This window comes from Streptomyces ardesiacus, from assembly GCF_003112575.1.
In the GTDB taxonomy this organism is placed as follows: domain Bacteria; phylum Actinomycetota; class Actinomycetes; order Streptomycetales; family Streptomycetaceae; genus Streptomyces; species Streptomyces ardesiacus.
In genome coordinates, this window is the sequence record NZ_BEWC01000005.1 from 530,938 (window position 1) to 551,033 (window position 20,096).

The 20,096-nt window shown below is 72.1% G+C and carries 16 protein-coding genes; 8 read left to right on the top strand and 8 right to left on the bottom strand.

The window, feature by feature from the left end:
* The first annotated feature begins 13 nt into the window (after positions 1-13).
* From cydB to Sdi02f_RS19020, 4 genes are all read left to right on the top strand, one after another.
* Entirely contained in the window at positions 14-1,018 is a 1,005-nt protein-coding gene (gene cydB / locus Sdi02f_RS19005; RefSeq protein WP_030403112.1) for a cytochrome d ubiquinol oxidase subunit II, read from the top strand.
* A gap of 58 nt (positions 1,019-1,076) precedes the next feature.
* Complete coding sequence (gene cydD, locus Sdi02f_RS19010; protein WP_108933702.1) at positions 1,077-4,580, top strand: thiol reductant ABC exporter subunit CydD; 3,504 nt, start codon at positions 1,077-1,079, stop codon at positions 4,578-4,580.
* Positions 4,581-4,660: 80 nt separating this feature from the next.
* The gene (locus Sdi02f_RS19015) at positions 4,661-6,349 is read left to right on the top strand and encodes a sensor histidine kinase (protein ID WP_108933703.1); all 1,689 of its coding nucleotides are present in this window, start codon (positions 4,661-4,663) and stop codon (positions 6,347-6,349) included.
* Between the two features lie 122 nt (positions 6,350-6,471).
* Positions 6,472-7,524: a M23 family metallopeptidase gene (locus Sdi02f_RS19020; protein ID WP_108933704.1), complete on the top strand. Its 1,053-nt coding sequence runs from the start codon at positions 6,472-6,474 to the stop codon at positions 7,522-7,524.
* A 29-nt stretch (positions 7,525-7,553) separates the two neighbouring features.
* On the opposite strand, the gene Sdi02f_RS19025 is transcribed toward Sdi02f_RS19020, so the two are convergent.
* The 5 genes from Sdi02f_RS19025 to Sdi02f_RS19045 all read right to left on the bottom strand — a co-directional run bounded on the left by Sdi02f_RS19025 (position 7,554) and on the right by Sdi02f_RS19045 (position 12,396).
* Positions 7,554-8,441 (bottom strand): Cof-type HAD-IIB family hydrolase, encoded by an 888-nt coding sequence (locus tag Sdi02f_RS19025; protein WP_030403116.1) that lies wholly within the window; start codon positions 8,439-8,441, stop codon positions 7,554-7,556.
* Between the two features lie 75 nt (positions 8,442-8,516).
* The gene (locus tag Sdi02f_RS19030) at positions 8,517-9,422 is read right to left on the bottom strand and encodes an LLM class flavin-dependent oxidoreductase (RefSeq protein WP_031084717.1); all 906 of its coding nucleotides are present in this window, start codon (positions 9,420-9,422) and stop codon (positions 8,517-8,519) included.
* Positions 9,423-9,474: 52 nt separating this feature from the next.
* Entirely contained in the window at positions 9,475-9,933 is a 459-nt protein-coding gene (locus Sdi02f_RS19035; protein WP_030403118.1) for a hypothetical protein, read from the bottom strand.
* Positions 9,934-9,939: 6 nt separating this feature from the next.
* Entirely contained in the window at positions 9,940-10,527 is a 588-nt protein-coding gene (locus tag Sdi02f_RS19040) for an RNA 2'-phosphotransferase (protein WP_108933705.1), read from the bottom strand.
* 111 nt (positions 10,528-10,638) lie between these two features.
* A complete protein-coding gene (locus tag Sdi02f_RS19045; RefSeq protein ID WP_108933706.1) occupies positions 10,639-12,396 on the bottom strand; it encodes an SDR family oxidoreductase in 1,758 nt (585 codons plus the stop codon).
* 279 nt (positions 12,397-12,675) lie between these two features.
* On the opposite strand from Sdi02f_RS19045, the gene Sdi02f_RS19055 reads away from it, so the two are divergent.
* From Sdi02f_RS19055 to Sdi02f_RS19070, 4 genes are read left to right on the top strand one after another with little or no spacing between them, the layout of a single operon-like run.
* The gene (locus tag Sdi02f_RS19055; RefSeq protein ID WP_030403121.1) at positions 12,676-13,638 is read left to right on the top strand and encodes an ABC transporter ATP-binding protein; all 963 of its coding nucleotides are present in this window, start codon (positions 12,676-12,678) and stop codon (positions 13,636-13,638) included.
* Entirely contained in the window at positions 13,628-14,536 is a 909-nt protein-coding gene (locus Sdi02f_RS19060; RefSeq protein WP_030403122.1) for an ABC transporter permease, read from the top strand. Before Sdi02f_RS19055 ends, Sdi02f_RS19060 begins: the two co-directional genes overlap by 11 nt.
* A complete protein-coding gene (locus tag Sdi02f_RS19065; RefSeq protein WP_030403123.1) occupies positions 14,533-15,444 on the top strand; it encodes an ABC transporter ATP-binding protein in 912 nt (303 codons plus the stop codon). Before Sdi02f_RS19060 ends, Sdi02f_RS19065 begins: the two co-directional genes overlap by 4 nt.
* Before the next feature lie 11 nt (positions 15,445-15,455).
* Positions 15,456-16,175, top strand: coding sequence for an ABC transporter permease (locus tag Sdi02f_RS19070; protein WP_030403124.1), 720 nt, complete (start codon positions 15,456-15,458; stop codon positions 16,173-16,175).
* Positions 16,176-16,480: 305 nt separating this feature from the next.
* Here the strand turns inward: Sdi02f_RS19070 and Sdi02f_RS19075 are convergent, their stop codons facing one another.
* From Sdi02f_RS19075 to pheA, 3 genes are all read right to left on the bottom strand, one after another.
* Complete coding sequence (locus Sdi02f_RS19075) at positions 16,481-17,323, bottom strand: HAD family hydrolase (RefSeq protein ID WP_108933707.1); 843 nt, start codon at positions 17,321-17,323, stop codon at positions 16,481-16,483.
* Positions 17,320-18,597, bottom strand: a complete 1,278-nt coding sequence (gene serS, locus Sdi02f_RS19080) for a serine--tRNA ligase (protein ID WP_037799070.1) — start codon at positions 18,595-18,597, stop codon at positions 17,320-17,322. Before serS ends, Sdi02f_RS19075 begins: the two co-directional genes overlap by 4 nt.
* A 543-nt stretch (positions 18,598-19,140) precedes the next feature.
* Positions 19,141-20,073: a prephenate dehydratase gene (pheA, locus tag Sdi02f_RS19085; RefSeq protein WP_030403127.1), complete on the bottom strand. Its 933-nt coding sequence runs from the start codon at positions 20,071-20,073 to the stop codon at positions 19,141-19,143.
* Positions 20,074-20,096 lie beyond the last annotated feature (23 nt).

The following is a 20,096-nucleotide window of genomic DNA, read 5'->3' on the forward strand; positions in this document are numbered from 1 at the left end:
GAGCTGCACAGTCATGGAACTGCACGACGTCTGGTTCGTTCTGATCGCCGTCCTGTGGACCGGCTACTTCTTCCTGGAGGGCTTCGACTTCGGCGTCGGAGTGCTCACCAAGCTGCTCGCCCGGAACCGGGCCGAGAAGCGGGTGCTGATCAACACCATCGGTCCCGTGTGGGACGGCAACGAGGTGTGGCTGCTCACGGCCGGCGGTGCCACCTTCGCCGCCTTCCCGGAGTGGTACGCCACGCTCTTCTCCGGGTTCTACCTCCCCCTGCTGGTCATCCTGGTCTGCCTGATCGTCCGGGGGGTCGCCTTCGAGTACCGCGTGAAGCGGCCCGAGGAGAAGTGGCAGCGCAACTGGGAGACGGCGATCTTCTGGACCTCACTGATCCCCGCGTTCCTGTGGGGCGTGGCCTTCGGCAACATCGTCCACGGTGTGGAGATCGACCGGAACCTGGAGTACGTCGGCTCGGTCGGGGACCTGCTCAACCCGTACGCCCTCCTCGGCGGCCTGGTGACGCTGACGCTGTTCACCTTCCACGGAACGGTGTTCACCGCGCTCAAGACCGTCGGTGAGATCCGTGAGCGGGCGCGGACCCTGGCCCTGCGCGTCGGTCTGGTCACGGCGGTGCTGGCGCTCGCCTTCCTGCTGTGGACCCAGGCCGACAGCGGGAACGCCAAGAGCCTGGTGGCCCTCGTGGTGGCCGTCGCCGCCCTGGTCGCCGCGTTGTTGGCGAACCGGGCCGGGCGCGAGGGCTGGTCGTTCGCCCTGTCCGGCGTCACCATCGTGGCCGCCGTGGCGATGCTCTTCCTGACGCTCTTCCCGAACGTCATGCCGTCCACGCTTAACCCGGACTGGAGCCTCACCGTCACCAACGCCTCGTCCAGCGCCTACACGCTGAAGATCATGACCTGGCTGGCCGTGATCGCCACACCGGTCGTCCTGCTCTACCAGGGCTGGACGTACTGGGTGTTCCGCAAGCGCATCGGTACTCAGCACCTCGCCGACGCCGCGCACTGAGTCCAACGGGGGGCGTTTCACGTGAAACGCCCCCGTCGGGCAGGGAGGCCTGTTTCACGTGAAACCCATCGACCCACGTCTTCTGCGGTACGCCCGCGCCACCCGGCTCTTCCTGGGGGCGGTCGTCGCCCTGGGGGCCGTCGGCGCCGGACTGCTCGTCGCGCAGGCGATGCTCATCGCCGAGGTGGTGGTGGGGGCCTTCCAGCACGACATGACCGCCGCCGGGCTCCGTACCCCCCTCCTTCTGCTGGTGGCCGTGGCCTGTGGCCGCGCGCTGGTGGGCTGGCTCACCGAACTCGCCGCCCACCGGGCGAGCGCGGCGGTGAAGTCGGAGCTGCGGGGCCGGCTGCTGGAGCGGGCCACCGCCCTCGGCCCCGGCTGGCTGAGCGGCCAGCGCACCGGATCACTGGTCGCCCTCGCCACCCGTGGTGTCGACGCCCTCGACGACTACTTCTCGCGCTACCTTCCGCAACTGGGCCTCGCGGTCGTCGTGCCCGTGGCGGTACTGGCCCGCATCGTCACCGAGGACTGGGTTTCGGCGGCCATCATCGTCGGCACCCTGCCCCTCATCCCGGTCTTCATGATGCTGATCGGCTGGGCCACCCAGTCCCGGATGGACCGGCAGTGGCGGTTGCTGTCGAGGCTGTCCGGGCACTTCCTGGACGTGGTCGCGGGGCTGCCGACACTGAAGGTCTTCGGCCGGGCCAAGGCACAGGCAGAGTCGATCAAGCGCATCACCGGCGAGTACCGCCAGGCGACCATGCGGACCCTGCGGATCGCTTTCCTGTCGTCCTTCGCCCTGGAACTGCTCGCCACGCTGTCCGTGGCGCTCGTCGCCGTCACCATCGGCATGCGCCTGGTCCACGGAGACATGGAGCTGTACGACGGCCTGGTCGTGCTCGTCCTCGCGCCCGAGGCCTATCTGCCGCTGCGTCAGGTGGGGGCCCAGTACCACGCGGCGGCCGAAGGCCTCGCCGCCGCGGAGGACATCTTCTCGGTGCTGGAGCGTCCCCTGCCGACGTCGGGGACCGGCCGGGTCCCGGCGGAGGGTGCCCTGGCCTTCGAGGACGTGACGGTCCGCTACCCGGGACGCGGCGCGGACGCCGTCACGGACGTGAACTTCACCGTCGAGCCGGGGGAGACCGTGGCACTCGTCGGCCCCAGTGGGGCGGGCAAGTCGACGCTCCTGAACGCCCTCCTCGGCTTCGTCTCCCCGGCCGCCGGACGGGTCCGGATCGGCGGAGCGGACCTCGCCTCCCTCGACGTGGCCGCATGGCACGCCCGCGTCGCCTGGGTGCCGCAGCATCCGCACCTGTACGCCGGCACCGTCGCCGAGAACGTACGGCTGGCCCGGCCCGACGCCGACGACACCGCCGTACGGCGCGCCCTGCGCGACGCGGGCGCCCTGGAGTTCGTGGACGCGCTGCCCGAGGGCACGGAGACGGTCCTCGGAGAGGACGGAACGGGTCTGTCCGCCGGACAGCGGCAGCGGCTCGCGCTGGCCCGCGCGTTTCTCGCGGACCGGCCGGTGCTGCTGCTCGACGAGCCGACGGCGGCCCTGGACGGGGCCACCGAGGCCGAGGTCGTGGACGCCGTGCGCAGGCTGGCCCGGGGGCGGACGGTCCTGCTGGTGGTGCACCGTCCGGCGCTGCTGGAAGTGGCCGACCGGGTGGTGCGGCTGGAGGCGCCGGCGAGCGTCGCCGCGTCCGGCGCCGCCGAGGGCCGGCCGGTCGGCACGGAGGAGAGCCCCCGCATCCCCGTTCCGGCCTCGTGCGACGCCCCGGAGCCCGCCGACGCCGCTCCCGAGGCCGGTCACGGCGTGCTCTCCCGAGTGCGTGCCATGTCCGGTGCCCGGCGCGGGCGGCTGGGCCTCGCGCTGCTGCTCGGCAGCCTGGCCCTCGGCAGCGCCGTCGGCCTGATGGCGACCTCCGGTTACCTCATCTCGCGGGCCTCCGAGCAGCCTCCGGTGCTGTACCTGATGGTGGCCGTGACGGCGACGCGCGCCTTCGGCATCGGGCGGGCCGTGTTCCGCTACGCGGAGCGGCTCGTGTCGCACGACGCCGTGCTGCGGATGCTGGCCGACACGCGGGTCGCCGTGTACCGGAGGCTGGAGCGGCTGGCCCCCGCCGGACTGCGCCGCAGCCGCCGGGGCGACCTGCTGTCCCGGCTCGTGGCCGACGTCGACGCCCTCCAGGACTACTGGCTGCGCTGGCTGCTTCCCGCCGGCGGTGCGCTGGTCGTCTCCGTCGCGTCGGTCGGTTTCACCGCCTGGCTGCTGCCGGAAGCGGGTGCCGTACTCGCGGCCGGGCTGCTCGCGGCCGGTGCCGGTGTCCCGCTCGTGACCGCCGCCGTGGCACGGCACGCCGAGCGCAGGCTGGCCCCCGCCCGGGGCGCGCTCGCCACCCGGGTGACGGACCTGCTCACCGGCACCGCCGAGCTGAGCGTGGCCGGTGCCCTGCCCGGGCGGGCGGCCGAGGCGCGGCGGGCCGACGGTGTCCTCACCCGGATCGCCTCGCGGGCCGCCACCGCCACCGCGCTGGGCGACGGACTGACGGCACTCGTCTCCGGCCTGACGGTCGCGGGCGCCGCCCTCGTCGGAGTCCAGGCGGTCGCCGACGGCCGGCTCGTCGGCGTGGCCGTGGCCGTCGTCGTCCTCACCCCGCTGGCCGCCTTCGAGGCCGTCCTCGGGCTGCCGCTCGCCGTGCAGTACCGGCAGCGCGTGCACCGGAGCGCCGAGCGCGTGTACGAGGTGCTCGACGCCCCGGAGCCGGTGCGGGAGCCGGAGACGCCTCGGCAGGCGCCCGCCTCGCCGTTCCCCGTGGTCCTCACGGGGCTGTCCGCCCGGCACGCCGGTCAGGACAGGGACGCGCTGGCGGGGCTGGATCTCACGCTGGCGGAGGGCCGCCGCATCGCCGTGGTCGGACCGTCCGGGTCCGGCAAGACGACGCTGGCCCAGGTGCTGCTGCGCTTCCTCGACCTGGACGCGGGCTCCTTCACGCTGGCCGGTGTCGACTCCCGTGCCCTGGCCGGCGACGACGTACGCAGGCTCGTCGGGCTGTGCGCCCAGGACGCGCACCTCTTCGACAGCTCGGTCCGCGAGAACCTGCTCCTGGCCAGGAAGGACGCGACCGAGGGCGAACTGCGCGACGCGCTTGCGCGAGCCCGGCTGCTGGAATGGGCCGACAGCCTGCCCGACGGCCTGGACACGCTGGTCGGTGAGCACGCGGCCCGGCTGTCCGGCGGCCAGCGTCAGCGGCTGGCCCTGGCCCGGGCGCTGCTCGCCGACTTCCCCGTCCTGGTGCTCGACGAGCCCGCCGAGCACCTCGACCTGCCGACCGCCGACGCGCTCACCGCCGATCTGCTGGCCGCCACCGAGGGCCGTACGACCCTGCTGATCACGCACCGGCTGGCGGGACTGCGGGACGTGGACGAGGTGATCGTCCTGGACCGGGGCCGGGTCGTGCAGCGGGGGACGTACGCGGAGCTGACGGCGGTGCCCGGGGCACTGCGGGAGCTGGTCCGGCGTGAGGAAGCGGCGGAGCTGCTGGTGGGAGCGTCGTGACCGGCCGACCCGGCCCCGGTTCCCGAAGAAACACCGGAATCCGACTTTCCCGAGCAAAAGGGTCTCATTAGGCTCGGGGCATGGCTTCCGTACCGTCCTCCGGCACCCCGCCGTCCCGTGCGGAGGTGTCGGCCGAACTCCTGGCACGGGTGCCGAAACTGCTGGACGCGATGCGGGCCGTCGGCAGCGGACTGGAACTGCGCACCACGCTGCAGCGGATCTGCGAGACGGCCGCCGACCTGGCGCACGCCCGGTACGCCGCCATCGGTGTCGTCGACGAGGACGGCGGCGGGCCGGCCGACTTCGTGCACCACGGCTCCAACGAGACGGACGTCCGGCGCGTCGGCCTCCTCCCGGACGGTTCCGCGGGCCCGCCCGGCGCCCTCGTCGGCGAGGACGGACAGGTCCGGCCGGCCGGCCGGACCGGGGACGAGGAGCGGCGCTCGTGCGCGCTCGCCGGGCCCCACCCGCCCAAGCGCGGCTTCCTGGGCGTACCCGTCCGGGTGGGGGGCGAGATCTTCGGCCACCTGTACCTGACCGACAAGCACGCGGGCGAACCCTTCGACGACCACGACCTCGCCGTGGTCCGGGTCCTGGCCACGGAGGCCGGCATCGCCATCGGCAACGCGCGCCTGCACGAGGCCGCTCAGCAGCGGGAGCGCTGGATCGACGGTTCGGTCGCCGTCACCACCGCCCTGCTGGCCGGCGGTGACATCGACGATGCCCTCCAGACCGTCGCCGAGCAGGCCCGTCGTCTCTCCGGGGCCGCCGCCGGAATCGTGCTGCTGCCGGCCGACGGGGGCGGCCTGGAGATCGTGGCCGTCGACGCGCCGCACCCCACGGACGCCCTCGGCGAGGTCATCCCGCCGGAGAACGGCATCGTCGCGGAACTGCTCGCCGGGCGGCCCGTGTTCGTGGACGACGCCGCCACCGACCCCCGCCTGGAGGACGGACCGGCGCGCTCGTACGGACCGGTCATGCTGCTGCCGCTGTGCAGGGACGGGAACGTCCTCGGGAGCCTCGTCATGCCCCGCGCCCGGGGGGAGCGCCCGTTCACGCGGACGGAGCGCGCACTCGGCGACCGGTTCGCCTCGCAGGCGGCGCTGGCGCTCACCATGGCCGAGGCTCAGCGCGACCGGGAACGGCTCGCCGTGTACGAGGACCGGGACCGGATCGCCCGGGACCTGCACGATCTCGTCATCCAGCGGCTCTTCGCGACGGGCATGATGCTGGAGAGCGCCCAGCGCAGGTCGGCCGCGCCGGAAGTGCGGGACGGGGTGGGCGGGGCCGTCGACGAACTCGACGTCACCATCCAGGAGATCCGCTCCGCGATCTTCGCGCTCCAGCAGCCGGCCGAGGCGCCGTCGGGGCTGCGCACCCGCGTGCTGCGCGAGATCTCCATGGCCGCCGTGCCGCTGGGCTTCACCCCCGCGCACCGCTTCGTCGGCCCGGTCGACACCGCCGTCGGCGATCTGACCGGCAAGAACCTCATCGCCGCACTGCGCGAGACCCTGTCCAACGCTTTCCGGCACGCCCACGCGGGCCGGATCGAGGTGGTCGTGGACGCGACGGCGACCCTGCGGGACGGCCGGCCGGGTGTCCGGCTGACCGTCGCGGACGACGGGGTCGGCATCCCGGAGGGCGGCCGGCGCAGCGGCCTGCACAACCTGGAGCGCCGTGCCGAGAGTCTCGGCGGCACGAGTCGGCTCGGGCCGGGCATCGGGGCGGGCGGCACGGGCACGACGGTGCTGTGGGAAGCGCCGTACTGAGCGCCTCCGGCGTCGTGGTGCCCCGGGTGCAGCAGCCTCACTGAGCCGTTCGCGGCAACGGGTCCCCCACTCGTACGACCCGGACGCGACCCGGGGCCCCGTGGCGGTCCACGATCGCTGACATGCCCTCACCCCGCCGGCGCCCGCTGCTCGTTCCGGTGCTTCTGTGCGCCCTCGCGGTGCTCGCGGCCCGCCCCACCGACGGCACGGACGGGGACGGCGGACCAGGCACCGCCCTCGGTCCGCAGGTGGCGCGCCTGTACGAGGAGGCGGCGACGGCCACCCGTCAGTACGAGGACGGGCGGCGCTCGGCCGAGGAACAGCGGGCGAAGGCCCTCGAGTACGAGCGGCTGCTCGACGGGCAGCGGCAGAAGACCGGCGCCCTGCGCGAGGACCTGGGCCGCATCGCCCGCGCCCAGTACCGCAGCGGTGGCGGACTCCCCCTCACCGCGCGGATGCTGCTCGCCGACGACCCCGAGGAGATGATGCATGGCCAGCGGGCCGTGTCCCGTGCGCATCAGGCCGTCGACCGGGCCGTCGGCGAGAACCTGCGGGCCGAGGCCCGGCTCGCCGCCGACGAGGCCAGGGCGCGGTCGGCGTGGCAGACGCTGGAGAAGCGGAACGCCGACCTGGCGCGGCTGAAGAAGAAGATCGAGGGCAAGCTGGAGGCGGCGCGGTCACGGCTGGAGGGGCGGGCGGACTCCTCCGTCGCGGCCGGCTCGTGCCCCGGCGCGGTCCGTCTCGACCAGCCGGACATCACCGCCGACCGGCCCTGGGTGGCACCGGTCGAGACCTACGAGCTGTCGGCGTCGTTCGGCAGCGGCGGGTCGCGGTGGGCGAACCGGCACACCGGCCAGGACTTCGCGGTGCCGGTCGGGACACCGGTGCGTGCGGCCGGCGCGGGCCGGGTCCTGAAGGTGTCCTGCGGCGGGGCCTTCGGCATCCAGGTGGTCGTCCAGCACGCGGGCGGCTACTACACGCAGTACGCCCATCTCGCCGCCGTCGCCGTCGACCAGGGCGACCGGGTCGGAGCCGGGCAGTGGATCGGCCAGTCCGGCACCACCGGCAACTCCACCGGCCCCCACCTGCACTTCGAGGTGCGCGTCACGCCCGAGACGGGCTCGGCCCTGGACCCGGTGCCGTGGCTGTCGGCACGTGGGGTGCCGCTGTCGTGACGGCGTCCGAGGTGCCGCGGGGCGGAACGTCAGGGCAGGTCCGCGAGCATCCGCTCGATCACCAGGGCCACCCCGTCGTCGTTGTTGGCGACCGTCCGCCCCGAGGCCGCGGCGACCACGTCCGGGTGCGCGTTGCCCATCGCGTACGACCGTCCGGCCCAGGTGAGCATCTCGACGTCGTTCGGCATGTCGCCGAAGGCGACGACCTCCTCGTGCGAGATGCCGCGCTCGGCGCAGCACAGGGCGAGCGTGCTGGCCTTGGAGACCTCGGGACCGCTGATCTCCAGCAGGGCGCTGGGGCTGGACCGGGTGACGTTGGCGCGGTCGCCGATGGCGAGGCGGGCCAACGCGAGGAAGGCGTCGGGGTCCAGCTCCGGGTGGAAGGCAAGGATCTTGAGAACGGGTTCGGCGGCGGCGCGGCCACCCGGAGCCAGGATCTCCTCGGCGGGCAGGAGGTCGTCGGGGTCCTCCATGTGCAGCTTCGGATAGGCCGGCTCCTGGTGGAAGCCGTACGTCTGCTCGACCGCGTACACCGTGCCGGGTGCCGCCTCCCGGAGCAGCCGTACGGCGTCCAGCGCGTTCTCCTGCGGCAGTGCGCGGACTTTCACGAACCGGTGGCTGCCGGGGCCGCCGTGCAGGTCGACCACGGCGGCGCCGTTGCCGCAGATGGCGAGGCCGTGCCCGTGGACGTGGGCGCTGACGACATCCATCCAGCGGGCGGGGCGGCCGGTGACGAAGAAGACCTCGATGCCCGCCTTCTCCGCGGCGGCCAGCGCGGCGACCGTGCGCGGCGAGACCGACTTGTCGTCGCGCAGCAGCGTGCCGTCGAGGTCGGTGGCGATGAGGCGCGGGCGGGTGGCGGCGGCCGGGGGCTCGGGCTTTCGGGTCGCTGAGGTCACCCGGTCATTGTCACGCATATGCGTGCACGCCCGTGCGCGGGTCCGCACATATGTGAGCTACGGCTCTCACGTTCGGCCTCCCCGTCTCCGATCTCACTCCTTCAACTGCGCCGGCGCCTCCATCGCGATCCGCTCGAAGACCTTCTCGTCCGCGGCGAAGTCCGAGTCCGCGATCGGCCAGTGGACGACGAGCTCGGTGAAGCCCAGGGCCCGGTGACGTCCGGCGAAGTCCACGAACGCGTCCACGGAATCCAGCGGGCGGTTGCGCTCCGGGGTGAAGCCGGTGAGCAGGACCCGGTCCAGCTCACCCACCTCGCGGCCGATCGCGGCACAGGCGTCGGCCAGCCGGTCCGCCTGCTGCCGCAGGGCCCGGTCCGACTGCTCGGCGGTGCCGTTCTCGAACAGCTTGGGGTCGCCGGTGGTCACCCACGCCTGTCCGTGCCGCGCGGCGAGCGCCAGGCCCCGCGGGCCGGTCGCGGCCACCGCGAAGGGCAGTCGGGGCCGCTGTACGCACCCAGGGATGTTGCGCGCCTCGTGGGCCGAGTAGAAGTCGCCCACATAGGACACGGCGTCCTCGGTCAGCAGCCGGTCCAGCAACGGCAGGAACTCGCCGAGGCGGTCCGCCCGCTCACGCGGAGTCCATGGCTCCTGGCCCAGCGCCGTGGCGTCGAAACCGGTGCCGCCCGCTCCTATGCCGAGCGTGATCCGGCCACCGGAGATGTCGTCGAGGGAGATCAGTTCCTTGGCGAGCGTCACCGGGTGCCGGAAGTTCGGCGAAGTGACCAGGGTGCCCAGACGCAGCCGCTCCGTGACGGCCGCGGCGGCGGTGAGGGTCGGGACGGCACCGAACCACGGGCCGTCCCTGAAGCTGCGCCAGGAGAGGTGGTCGTAGGTGTACGCGGTGTGGAAGCCGAGCTGCTCGGCCCTCGTCCAGGCCGAACGTCCGCCCTCGTGCCAGCGACGGTACGGAAGGATCACGGTGCTCAGGCGCAGGCTCATGCCTCCGACCTTATGCGGCCGGTCGCCGTTTCACGTGAAACGGCCTCCGGCGTCACCGAACGCGGCTGTTCAGCCACGGAGTGAGCAGGATCATCGGCACGTACTCCCGGTGGGTGCGGTCGCCGGGCAGCGGAACGATCAGCTGGTACCCGGGCGGGAAGCGGCGCCCCTTGACGAAGGCGCGGTTGCCGAAGACGGAGCGCAGGAACGCGGGCACCTCGTCGCGTGGGATGTCCGGGAACTCCACGTTCTCCACGGTGATCAGCGCATCGTCCTCCGGGAAGAGCCGGACGCTCACCCGGGGAACGCCGCCGAACTCGACGAATGCCTCGTGCGGGAGGGAACCGTCGGGATCGGTGGTCACTCCCACGCCCGCGGCGCTGCGACGGGAGGTCTGGTCGGCGCCGATGTCGTCGGTGACCTCGATCTCCAGCGCGAACTCCCCGGCGACGGCACGGAGGGCGTTGACGGCGGACTGGGTGGTGGGGAGGTGCTCCATGCCTTCGATCATGCGGGGTCAGCGCGGAGCGGGGAAACGCAGGTAGCGGGGTGGCACGGACTGCGTCAGCCAGACCCCGTTCGCGCTGACACGGAAGAGGTGCCCGTCGCGGTGCATGGCGGCGGCGTCCACGGCGAGCACGACCGGCCAGCCGCGGCGCGCTCCGACCCTGGTCGCGGTGGCCCGGTCGGACGAGAGGTGGACGTCGTGTCGGTTCATGGGACGCAGCCCCTCGGCGCGGATGCCTTCCAGATGCCGGGACACGGTCCCGTGATAGAGGTACGGCGGCGGGGACGCCGGAGGCAGGCCGAGGTCCACGTCGATGCTGTGGCCCTGGCTGGCGCGGATGCGGGTGCCCTCCACGGCGAAACGCCGCTTGTCGTTGGTCGCGACCACGTGGTCGAGCTCTTCGCGGGTGAAGCGGAAGCCGTGCGCGGCCGCAGCGGAGATCAGCGCGTCGATCTCCACCCAGCCGCCCTCGTCGAGCGTGAGCCCGATCCTTGCGGGCTGGTGGCGCAGGTGCTTCGACAGGTACTTGGACACCTTCACCGTGCGTCTGCCGTCGTGCGCGTCTCCGTGTCCGTCGTCCGTGTGGTCCTGTTGCATGGCACCAGCCTGCCTGGTGAGACGCGCCTCACGCGAAGAGATTTCGCCGACGAGGTTTGATCCACAGTCAAGTCCAGTTATCCACAGGCTGGTTGGGTCCTTCTGTGGAAACTAAAGAGGCGGCTCGACCCGGGCGAGACGCCTCAGCATCCGTGGTGCGAAGCGGGACATGAGGTGGGCTCCCCGCGCTTCCGGAGTCACCGGGACCACGGCCCTGTTGTGCACGACCGCCTCCAGGACGGCGTCGGCCACCTTCTCCGGCGGGTAGTTGCGCCTTCCGTACAGCCGGGCGGCGCGCTGCCGGCGCCGCTTCTCCTCCTCCGCGTCCACGCCCGCGAAGTGCGCCGTGGATGTGATGCCGGTGTTGACCAGGCCGGGGCAGATCGCTGTGACGCCGATCCCCTGACCGGCCAGCTCGGCCCTGAGGCACTCGCTCAGCATCAGCACCGCCGCTTTGGAGGTTCCGTAGGCGGGCAGCGCCCGGGAGGGCTGGAAGGCCGCCGCCGACGCGGTGTTGACGATGTGCCCGCCCTGCCCGCGTTCGGTCATCTGCCGGCCGAACAGACGGCAACCGTGGATCACGCCCCACAGGTTGACGTCGAGGACCTGCTTCCAGTCCTCCGGCGTGGTGTCGAAGAAGGAGCCCGACAGGCCGATCCCGGCGTTGTTCACGAGCACGTCCACCACGCCGTACTCGGCGGCGACCCTGGCGGCCAGCCGCTCCATGGCCTGCGCGTCGGAGACGTCCACGGCCTCGGCCCAGGCGGCCGGCGCGCCGACCAGCCGGGAGAGCTCCGCGGTCCGGGCGGCGGCCTCGGCGTCCCGGTCGACCGCCACGACGCGCGCGCCCGCCTCGGCGAAGGCGAACGCCGTGGCCCGGCCGATGCCGTTGCCCGCGCCGGTCACCAGAACCAGTTGCCCGGCGAAGCGGTCGGCGTACTTCCCGTTCGCCGAGGTCTCCGAGCGGCCGTCCTCGACGGCGGTGACGAATTCCGTGATCCAGTCCGCCAGCCGGTCCGGCCGGGTGCGCGGCACCCAGTGCTGCGCGGGCAGCGTGCGCCGCGTGAGCCGTGGCGCCCACAGCTCGAGCCCGTCGTAGAGCCGCTCCGACAGAAACGCGTCGCCGAGCGGCGTGACGAGCTGCACGGGCACGTGCGCGTAGGCGTCCTCGCGGGGCCTGCGCAGCCGGGGCCGGACGTTGTCCCGGTACAGCCACGCCCCGTGGGCCGCGTCCGACGGCAGGGAAGCGGTCGGGTAGTCGCCGGCGGGCACCTTCTCCACGCGCTCCAGGATGCCCGGCCAGCGCTTGCCGAGGGGACCGCGCCAGGCCAGTTCGGGAAGGGCCGGCGTGTGCAGCAGGTAGACGTACCAGGACTTGGCGCCCTGGCCGAGGAGCTGCCCGACCCGGCGCGGGGTGGGACGCCTGAGGCGCTTGTTGATCCAGTGGCCGAAGTGGTCCAGGGAGGGGCCGGACATCGAGGTGAAGGAGGCGATACGGCCCTCGGTGCGCTTGACCGTGACGAACTCCCAGGACTGGACCGAGCCCCAGTCGTGGCCCACCAGGTGCACCGGACGGTCCGGGCTGACCGCGTCGGCCACGGCCAGAAAGTCGTCCGTCAGCTTCTCCAGCGTGAACCCGCCCCGCAGCGGACTCGGCGCGGTGGACCGGCCGTGGCCGCGGACGTCGTAGAGGACCACGTGGAACCGGCCGGCCAGGCGGGCGGCGACCTCGGACCAGACCTCCTTGCTGTCCGGGTAGCCGTGCACCAGGACCACCGTGGGCCGTTGCGGGTTGCCCAGTTCCACGACGCACAGATCGACCCCGCCCGAGCGCACCCAGCGCTCCCGCGCTCCGTCCAGCACCGTCATTCCTCCTCCGCCCGGCGCCGCTCGTGCGGCAGCCCGTCGTCCAGCCTGAAGGCGCTTCCCCTGCTACTCGTCCGTAACGTGACGCCGCCGAATCTCCCAGTTGTTAGACCCATCGTCAATAGGGAGGCGCGCAGGGCGACGTGAGCGGGCCCGAGAGCCGTGCCGTGGCTCTCAGGTACGGCATCCCCTACGGGCGCGTACTACTCGAGTCTGAGGCGAAGACGGCTCTGCGGTCTGACGACCGCGGTGGCGCCCGTCACTACTGTCGTGGATGTGACTGTGATCGCGACCGAAAGCCTGAGCAAGCGGTTCCCCCGGGTGACCGCGCTCGACCGGCTGTCCGTGGACGTCGGACCCGGTGTGACCGGACTCGTCGGGGCCAACGGCGCCGGCAAGTCCACCCTGATCAAGATCCTGCTGGGTCTGTCCCCCGCCACCGAGGGCCGGGCCGAAGTGCTCGGACTCGATGTCGCCACCAAGGGCCCCGAGATCCGCGAGCGGGTCGGCTACATGCCGGAACACGACTGCCTGCCACCCGACGTCTCGGCCACCGAGTTCGTCGTCCACATGGCGCGCATGTCCGGCCTGCCGCCCACCGCCGCCCGCGAGCGCACGGCCGACACCCTGCGCCACGTCGGCCTCTACGAGGAGCGCTACCGCCCCATCGGCGGCTACTCGACGGGCATGAAGCAGCGCGTGAAGCTCGCCCAGGCCCTCGTCCACGACCCCCAGCTGGTCTTCCTCGACGAGCCGACCAACGGCCTCGACCCGGTCGGCCGCGACGAGATGCTCGGCCTCATCCGGCGCATCCACACGGACTTCGGCATCTCGGTCCTGGTCACCTCCCACCTGCTGGGCGAACTGGAACGCACCTGCGACCACGTCGTCGTCGTGGACGGCGGCAAGCTGCTGCGCTCCAGCTCCACCACGGACTTCACCCAGACCACCACGACCCTCGCGATCGAGGTCACCGACACCGACGAACACCCCGACGGCACCCGCGCGGTGCGCGACGCGCTGGACGCGCGCGGGGTGAGCGTCCAGGACGGCAGCGGCCTGCCCGGTGCCGGCCACGTCCTGCTGCTCACCGCGGCGGGCGAGGAGACCTACGACCTCGTCCGGGACGTCATAGCCGACCTCGGCCTCGGCCTGGTCCGCATGGAGCAGCGCCGGCACCACATCTCGGAGGTCTTCACCGACAGCGACGCAGAACGGAAGGAGGCGGTCGGCCATGGCGGTTGAACAGCCCGCAGCCACGGTCCCGGGTGACCAGACCCGCATCCACAACATCGGCTACCGCAGCTACGACGGCCCCCGCCTCGGCCGCGCCTACGCCCGCCGTTCGCTGTACTCGCAGTCCCTGCGCGGCGCCTACGGACTCGGCCGCTCGGTCAAGTCCAAGGTGCTGCCGATGCTGCTGTTCGTGGTGATGTGCCTCCCGGCGGCCATCATGGTCGCGGTCGCCGTCGCCACCAAGGCCAACGACCTGCCCCTGGACTACACGCGCTACGCGATCGTCCTGCAGGCCGTGATCAGCCTGTACGTCGCGTCCCAGGCCCCGCAGTCCGTCTCGCGCGACCTGCGCTTCAAGACCGTGCCGCTGTACTTCTCCCGGCCGATCGAGACCTCCGACTACGTCCGCGCCAAGTACGCGTCGCTGGCCTCGGCCCTCTTCATCCTCACCGCCGCGCCCCTGCTGGTGCTCTACGTGGGCGCACTGCTCGCCAAACTCGACTTCGCGGACCAGACCAAGGGGTTCGCCCAGGGGCTGGTCTCCGTGGCACTGCTCTCCCTGCTCTTCGCCGGCCTCGGCCTGGTCGTGGCCGCGGTCACCCCGCGCCGCGGCTTCGGCATCGCGGCCGTCATCGCCGTCCTGACCATCACCTACGGCGCGGTCTCCACGCTCCAGGCCATCGCGGACGTCCAGGGCAGCTCCGGAGCCGTCGCCTGGATAGGCCTGTTCTCGCCGATCACCCTCATCGACGGCGTGCAGTCCGCCTTCCTGGGCGCCACCTCGGCCTTCCCCGGCGGGGTCGGCCCGAGCAACGGTGAGGGCGCCGTCTACGTCCTCGTCACCCTCGGCCTGATCGCCGGCGCCTACGGCCTGCTGGTGCGCCGCTACAAGAAGGTGGGACTGTGACCACGCTGAACATCGACCACGTCTCCCGCTGGTTCGGCAACGTGGTCGCCGTCAACGACATCACCATGACGATCGGCCCCGGTGTCACCGGCCTGCTCGGCCCCAACGGCGCGGGAAAGTCCACCCTCATCAACATGATGGGCGGCTTCCTCGCCCCCTCCACCGGCAGCGTCACCCTCGACGGGCAGCCGGTCTGGCGCAACGAGGACATCTACCAGCACATCGGCATCGTCCCTGAGCGGGAGGCGATGTACGACTTCCTCACCGGCCGCGAGTTCGTCCTCGCCAACGCCGAACTGCACGGCCTGGGCGCCAAGGCGGCCGACGAGGCGCTCGCCACGGTCGAGATGGCCTATGCCCAGGACCGGAAGATCGCCACCTACTCCAAGGGCATGCGCCAGCGCGTGAAGATGGCCTCGGCCCTCGTCCACCAGCCGTCGCTGCTCCTGCTCGACGAGCCGTTCAACGGCATGGATCCGCGCCAGCGCATGCAGCTCATGGACCTGCTGCGGCGCATGGGCGACGAGGGCCGCACCGTGCTGTTCTCCTCGCACATCCTCGAAGAGGTCGAGCAGCTCGCCTGGCACATCGAGGTCATCGTCGCCGGACGCCACGCGGCCAGCGGCGACTTCCGCAAGATCCGCCGCCTGATGACCGACCGGCCGCACCGCTACCTGGTGCGTTCCAGCGACGACCGGGCTCTCGCGGCAGCGCTGATCGCCGACCCGTCGACGTCCGGCATCGAGGTCGACCACGCCGAGGGCGCGTTGCGCATCCAGGCCGTCGACTTCGGCAGGTTCACGGCCCTGCTGCCCAAGGTCGCCCGCGACCACGGCATCCGACTCCTCACGGTCTCGCCCTCCGACGAGTCCCTCGAGTCCGTCTTCTCGTATCTCGTCGCGGCGTAGGAGGCCGAAGAATGTACGACCCCACAGTCGCCCGGCTCACCTACCGGGCCCTGCTCGGCCGCCGCCGGGCCCTCATCCTCGGCGCGCTCCCCCTGCTGCTGCTCGTCATCGCCGTCGCGGTGCGGGCGCTGGCCGGGGCCGACGACCAGACCGCCGCGGACGTGCTGGGCGGCTTCGCCCTCGCCACCATGGTGCCGATCATCGGCGTCATCGCGGGCACCGGCGCCATCGGCCCCGAGATCGACGACGGCTCGGTGGTCTACCTGCTGTCCAAGCCGATCAAGCGGCCGACGATCATCTTCACCAAGCTGATCGTCGCCATAGCCGTGACGATGGTCTTCTCCGCCGTGCCCACCCTCCTCGCCGGTCTGATCCTCAACGGCAACGGCCAGCAGGTGGCCGTCGCCTACACGATCGCCACGCTGGTCGCCTCCATCGCCTACGCCGCGCTGTTCCTGCTGCTGGGCACCGTGTCCCGGCACGCGGTGGTCTTCGGGCTCGTCTACGCCCTGGTGTGGGAGGCCCTGTTCGGCTCGCTGGTGCCGGGGGCCCGCACGCTGAGCGTCCAGCAGTGGTCGCTGGCGGTGGCCGAGAAGGTCGCCGACGGGAACCTGGTGACCTCGGACGTCGGCCTGCCCACCGCGACGGTGCTGCTCGTCGCGGTGACCGTGCTCGCCACCTGGTACGCCGGCCAGAAGCTGCGGTCCCTGACCCTCGCCGGGGAGGAGTGAGCGAGGCGCCCGGACCTGGGCACGGAGTCCGTGCCGGACACGGTGGCACGCGAGCCGTCGGTAACGCGGCCTACGTCCCCTTTTAATCGGTGGCGCCCGGCTTTCCGCCGGGGCACTGTGGGGGATGCACGAGGCCGGACGGCGTCGGCGCAACGGAAGGCCGCTTCGAGCACGCGGGATGCCCCGCGTGGGCCGACCGACGGGGACGCCGACGCTGTCCGGACCGTGCGGCAGGGTTCCGACGAGGTGCCGGCCCCCGAGCCGTCTTCCGATCCCGGGCCGGGACCCTGGGGCCGGGGCCCGGGTCAGGCCGACAGGCGCTCCAGCACCACCGCGATGCCGTCCTCGTCGTTGGAGGACGTCACCTCGTCGGCGACCGCCTTCAGCTCCTCGTGGGCGTTGGCCATGGCCACGCCCCGGGCCGCCCAGCCGAACATCGGGACGTCGTTGGGCATGTCGCCGAACGCGATGGTGTCCGCGGCCTTCAGTCCGAGCCGGCGTGCCGCCAGCGACAGGCCGGTGGCCTTGGACAGGCCGAGGGGGAGCAGTTCGACGACGCCCGCGCCGGCCATGGTCACCGTGACGAAGCCGCCGGCGGCCTGCCGGGCCACCTCGGCCAGTTCGTCGTCCGACAGGGTCGGGTGCTGGATGTAGATCTTGTTCAGCGGCGCCGACCACAGGTCCGAGGCGTCGGTGAAGGGCAGCGCGGGAAGGTCGCCCCCGACCTCGTACCCCGGGCCGACCAGGACGTCGCCGTCCAGACCGTCCCGGCTCGCCGCCAGGTACAGCGGGCCGGTCTCCGCCTCGATCTTGGCCAGTGCCACCCCGGCCAGTTGCCGGTCCAGGGTGACCGAGGTCAGCAGCCTGTGCTCCCCGGCGTGGTAGACCTGCGCGCCCTGGCCGCAGACGGCGAGCCCGTCGTAGCCGAGGTCGTCCAGGATGTGCCGGGTCCACGGCACCGCCCGCCCGGTGACCACGATGTGGGCCGCGCCCGCCGCGGTGGCGGCGGCGAGTGCGTCACGGGTGCGCCGCGAGATCGTGTCGTCGCCGCGCAGCAGCGTGCCGTCGAGGTCGGTCGCGATCAGCCGGTAGGGAAAGTCCCCGGCGGGGCCGGTGCCGGGGACCGCGGCGGTGCCGGTGTCGGTCACTTGGCCACCGGCTCCAGGACCTCCCGGCCGCCCAGGTAGGGGCGCAGCACCTCGGGCACGCGGACCGAACCGTCGGCCTGCTGGTGGTTCTCCAGGATCGCCACGATGGTGCGCGGGACGGCGCACAGCGTGCCGTTGAGCGTGGCCAGCGGACGCACCTTCTTGCCCTCACGGACGCGGATCGACAGCCGACGGGACTGGAACTCGGTGCAGTCCGAGGTCGAGGTCAGCTCGCGGTACTTGCCCTGGGTCGGGATCCACGCCTCGCAGTCGTACTTGCGCGCGGCCGAGGAGCCGAGGTCGGCCGAGGCCACGTCGATCACCCGGAACGGCAGTTCCAGCGACGTCAGCCACTGCTTCTCCCACTCCAGCAGGCGCTGGTGCTCGGCCTGCGAGTCCTCGGGGAGGACGTAGGAGAACATCTCGACCTTGTCGAACTGGTGCACGCGGAAGATGCCCCGGGTGTCCTTGCCGTGCGAGCCCGCCTCGCGGCGGAAGCAGGGCGAGAAGCCCGCGTAGCGCAGCGGCAGGCGCTCGGCGTCCAGGATCTCGTCCATGTGGTAGGCGGCGAGCGGCACCTCGGACGTGCCGACCAGGTACAGGTCGTCCTTGTCGAGGTGGTAGACGTCCTGGGCGGCCTGGCCGAGGAAGCCGGTGCCGGCCATCGACTGCGGGCGCACCAGCGCCGGGGTCAGCATCGGCGTGAAGCCGGCCGCCGTGGCCTGCGCGATCGCCGCGTTGACCAGGGCGAGCTCCAGGAGGGCGCCCACGCCGGTCAGGAAGTAGAAGCGCGAGCCGGAGACCTTGGCGCCGCGCTCCACGTCGATGGCGCCGAGCAACTGGCCCAGTTCCAGGTGGTCCCTGGGCTCGAAGCCCTCGGCGGCGAAGTCGCGGTGCGTGCCGTGCGTCTCCAGCGTGACGAAGTCCTCCTCGCCGCCGACGGGCACGTCGGGGTGGACGAGGTTGCCGAGCCGCTGGAGCAGTTCCTGGGTCTCGGCGTCGGCCGCGTCGCGTTCGGTGTCGGCGGCCTTGACGTCGGTCTTGAGCTGTTCGGCCCGCTTGAGCAGCTCGGCCTTCTCGTCCCCGGTGGCCCTGCCGATCAGCTTGCCGAGGCCCTTCTGCTCGGCGCGCAGCTCGTCGAAGCGGACGCCGGACGACCTGCGCCGTTCGTCGGCGGACAGGAGGGAGTCGACGAGCGCGACGTCCTCTCCACGGGCGCGCTGCGACGCGCGCACACGGTCGGGGTCCTCACGGAGCAGGCGAAGGTCAATCACGCGGTCAAGGCTACCGGTGCGCGGTACCGGCTCTCGACCCACTATTGCCGGACGGGGCCCCGCCTTCAGCGCGACCGGTCAATGAGGCGTTGCCCGCTTCCCCGGAACGAGACGCCTCGGGGGCATCACGTTGACCGGATCCCCTTGTGGAGAACGGGACTTGGGGCCGGGTCCGTCCACAGCAATCCACAGCTCGGAAAAGTTATCCACAGGGTGTGCGAAAGATCTGTGGACTCACGGAAGCGATCATTCCCCATTGCTGTGAGTGGCCGGTCCAAACCCTCCAGGGCTCCCCTTTCGAGTGGAAAGGGGACGCCCGGTGTCACTCCGGAGGATGGCGGGCAAGAAACAGGTGGACGAAGGGTGACCTGCACCTCTGTGGGCGAAGTGGGGTGTCGTAGGGTGATTTGTCGACTGAATGCCGCTTCGTTGTCGACTTGTCCCCAGGTCGAGAAGCGGACCTGTGGATAACTTCTGTGGACAACGAGAGGCGGCGAAAATCAGCCGATAGGTCCGGCGGCCGCAAGCCGATTGGTCCGGCGGTCAGAACCGGCCGTCCTGGCAGCGCGCCACCCAGTCCGCCGCCGCCACGAACGCCTCGTCGGACGTGCCCGGCCGCAGTGCGTCCAGGTCCGCCGGCCCGACCTCCGCACGCGGGTACGACCCGAGGTAGCGCACCTGGAGGCAGGTCCGCTTCAGGCCCATCAGCGCGTCGGCCACCCGCCGGTCGGAGATGTGCCCCTCGGCGTCGATGCAGAAGCAGTAGTTGCCGATACCGGCACCGGTGGGCCGGGACTGCAGCAGCATGAGGTTGATGCCCCGGGTGGCGAACTCGCCCAGCAGATCACGCAGGCCGCCGGGGTGGTCGTCGCGCTGCCACAGCACGACGGAGGTCTTGTCCGCGCCGGTCGGTGCCGCGGGCCGGGCCGGCCTGCCCACCAGCACGAAGCGCGTCTGGGCGTTCTCCGCGTCGTGGATGTCGGCCTCCAGCACCTCCAGGCCGTAGCGCTCCGCGGCGAACTCACCGGCGAAGGCCGCGTCGTACCGGCCCTCCTGCACCAGGCGGGCGCCGTCCGCGTTGGAGGCGGCCGACTCCCAGGCGACGTCCGGCAGGTGCGCCTTGAGCCAGTTGCGCACCTGGGGCTGGGCGGCCGGATGGGCGGTGACCGTCTTGATGTCCGACAGCTTGGTGCCGGGCCGGACCAGCAGCGCGAAGGTGATGGAGAGCAGCACTTCGCGGTAGATCATCAGCGGCTGGCCGGCGACCAGCTCGTCCAGGGTGGTGGTGATGCCGCCCTCGACGGAGTTCTCGATCGGCACGAAGGCCGCCTCCGCCTCGCCGGTGCGCACCGCGTCGAGCGCGGACTGCACGGAGACGTACGGGACCAGTTCCCGGGTCGCCGTCTCCGGGAGGGTGCGCAGGGCGACTTCGGTGAAGGTGCCTTCAGGGCCGAGATACGCGTAACTGGCTGGCATGTCCTCACCCTAATGGGCCCGGG

Bases quoted from the DNA above. Each gene is read 5' to 3' on its own strand.
- cydB (WP_030403112.1), top strand. From the start codon at position 14: ATGGAACTGCACGACGTCTGGTTCGTTCTGATCGCCGTCCTGTGGACC.
- Sdi02f_RS19025 (WP_030403116.1), bottom strand. From the start codon at position 8,441: ATGCGTGACAATGACCGGGTGACCTCAGCGACCCGAAAGCCCGAGCCC.
- Sdi02f_RS19015 (WP_108933703.1), top strand. From the start codon at position 4,661: ATGGCTTCCGTACCGTCCTCCGGCACCCCGCCGTCCCGTGCGGAGGTG.
- Sdi02f_RS19030 (WP_031084717.1), bottom strand. From the start codon at position 9,422: ATGAGCCTGCGCCTGAGCACCGTGATCCTTCCGTACCGTCGCTGGCAC.
- Sdi02f_RS19040 (WP_108933705.1), bottom strand. From the start codon at position 10,527: ATGCAACAGGACCACACGGACGACGGACACGGAGACGCGCACGACGGC.
- Sdi02f_RS19045 (WP_108933706.1), bottom strand. From the start codon at position 12,396: ATGACGGTGCTGGACGGAGCGCGGGAGCGCTGGGTGCGCTCGGGCGGG.
- Sdi02f_RS19020 (WP_108933704.1), top strand. From the start codon at position 6,472: ATGCCCTCACCCCGCCGGCGCCCGCTGCTCGTTCCGGTGCTTCTGTGC.
- Sdi02f_RS19035 (WP_030403118.1), bottom strand. From the start codon at position 9,933: ATGATCGAAGGCATGGAGCACCTCCCCACCACCCAGTCCGCCGTCAAC.
- Sdi02f_RS19070 (WP_030403124.1), top strand. From the start codon at position 15,456: ATGTACGACCCCACAGTCGCCCGGCTCACCTACCGGGCCCTGCTCGGC.
- pheA (WP_030403127.1), bottom strand. From the start codon at position 20,073: ATGCCAGCCAGTTACGCGTATCTCGGCCCTGAAGGCACCTTCACCGAA.
- Sdi02f_RS19060 (WP_030403122.1), top strand. From the start codon at position 13,628: ATGGCGGTTGAACAGCCCGCAGCCACGGTCCCGGGTGACCAGACCCGC.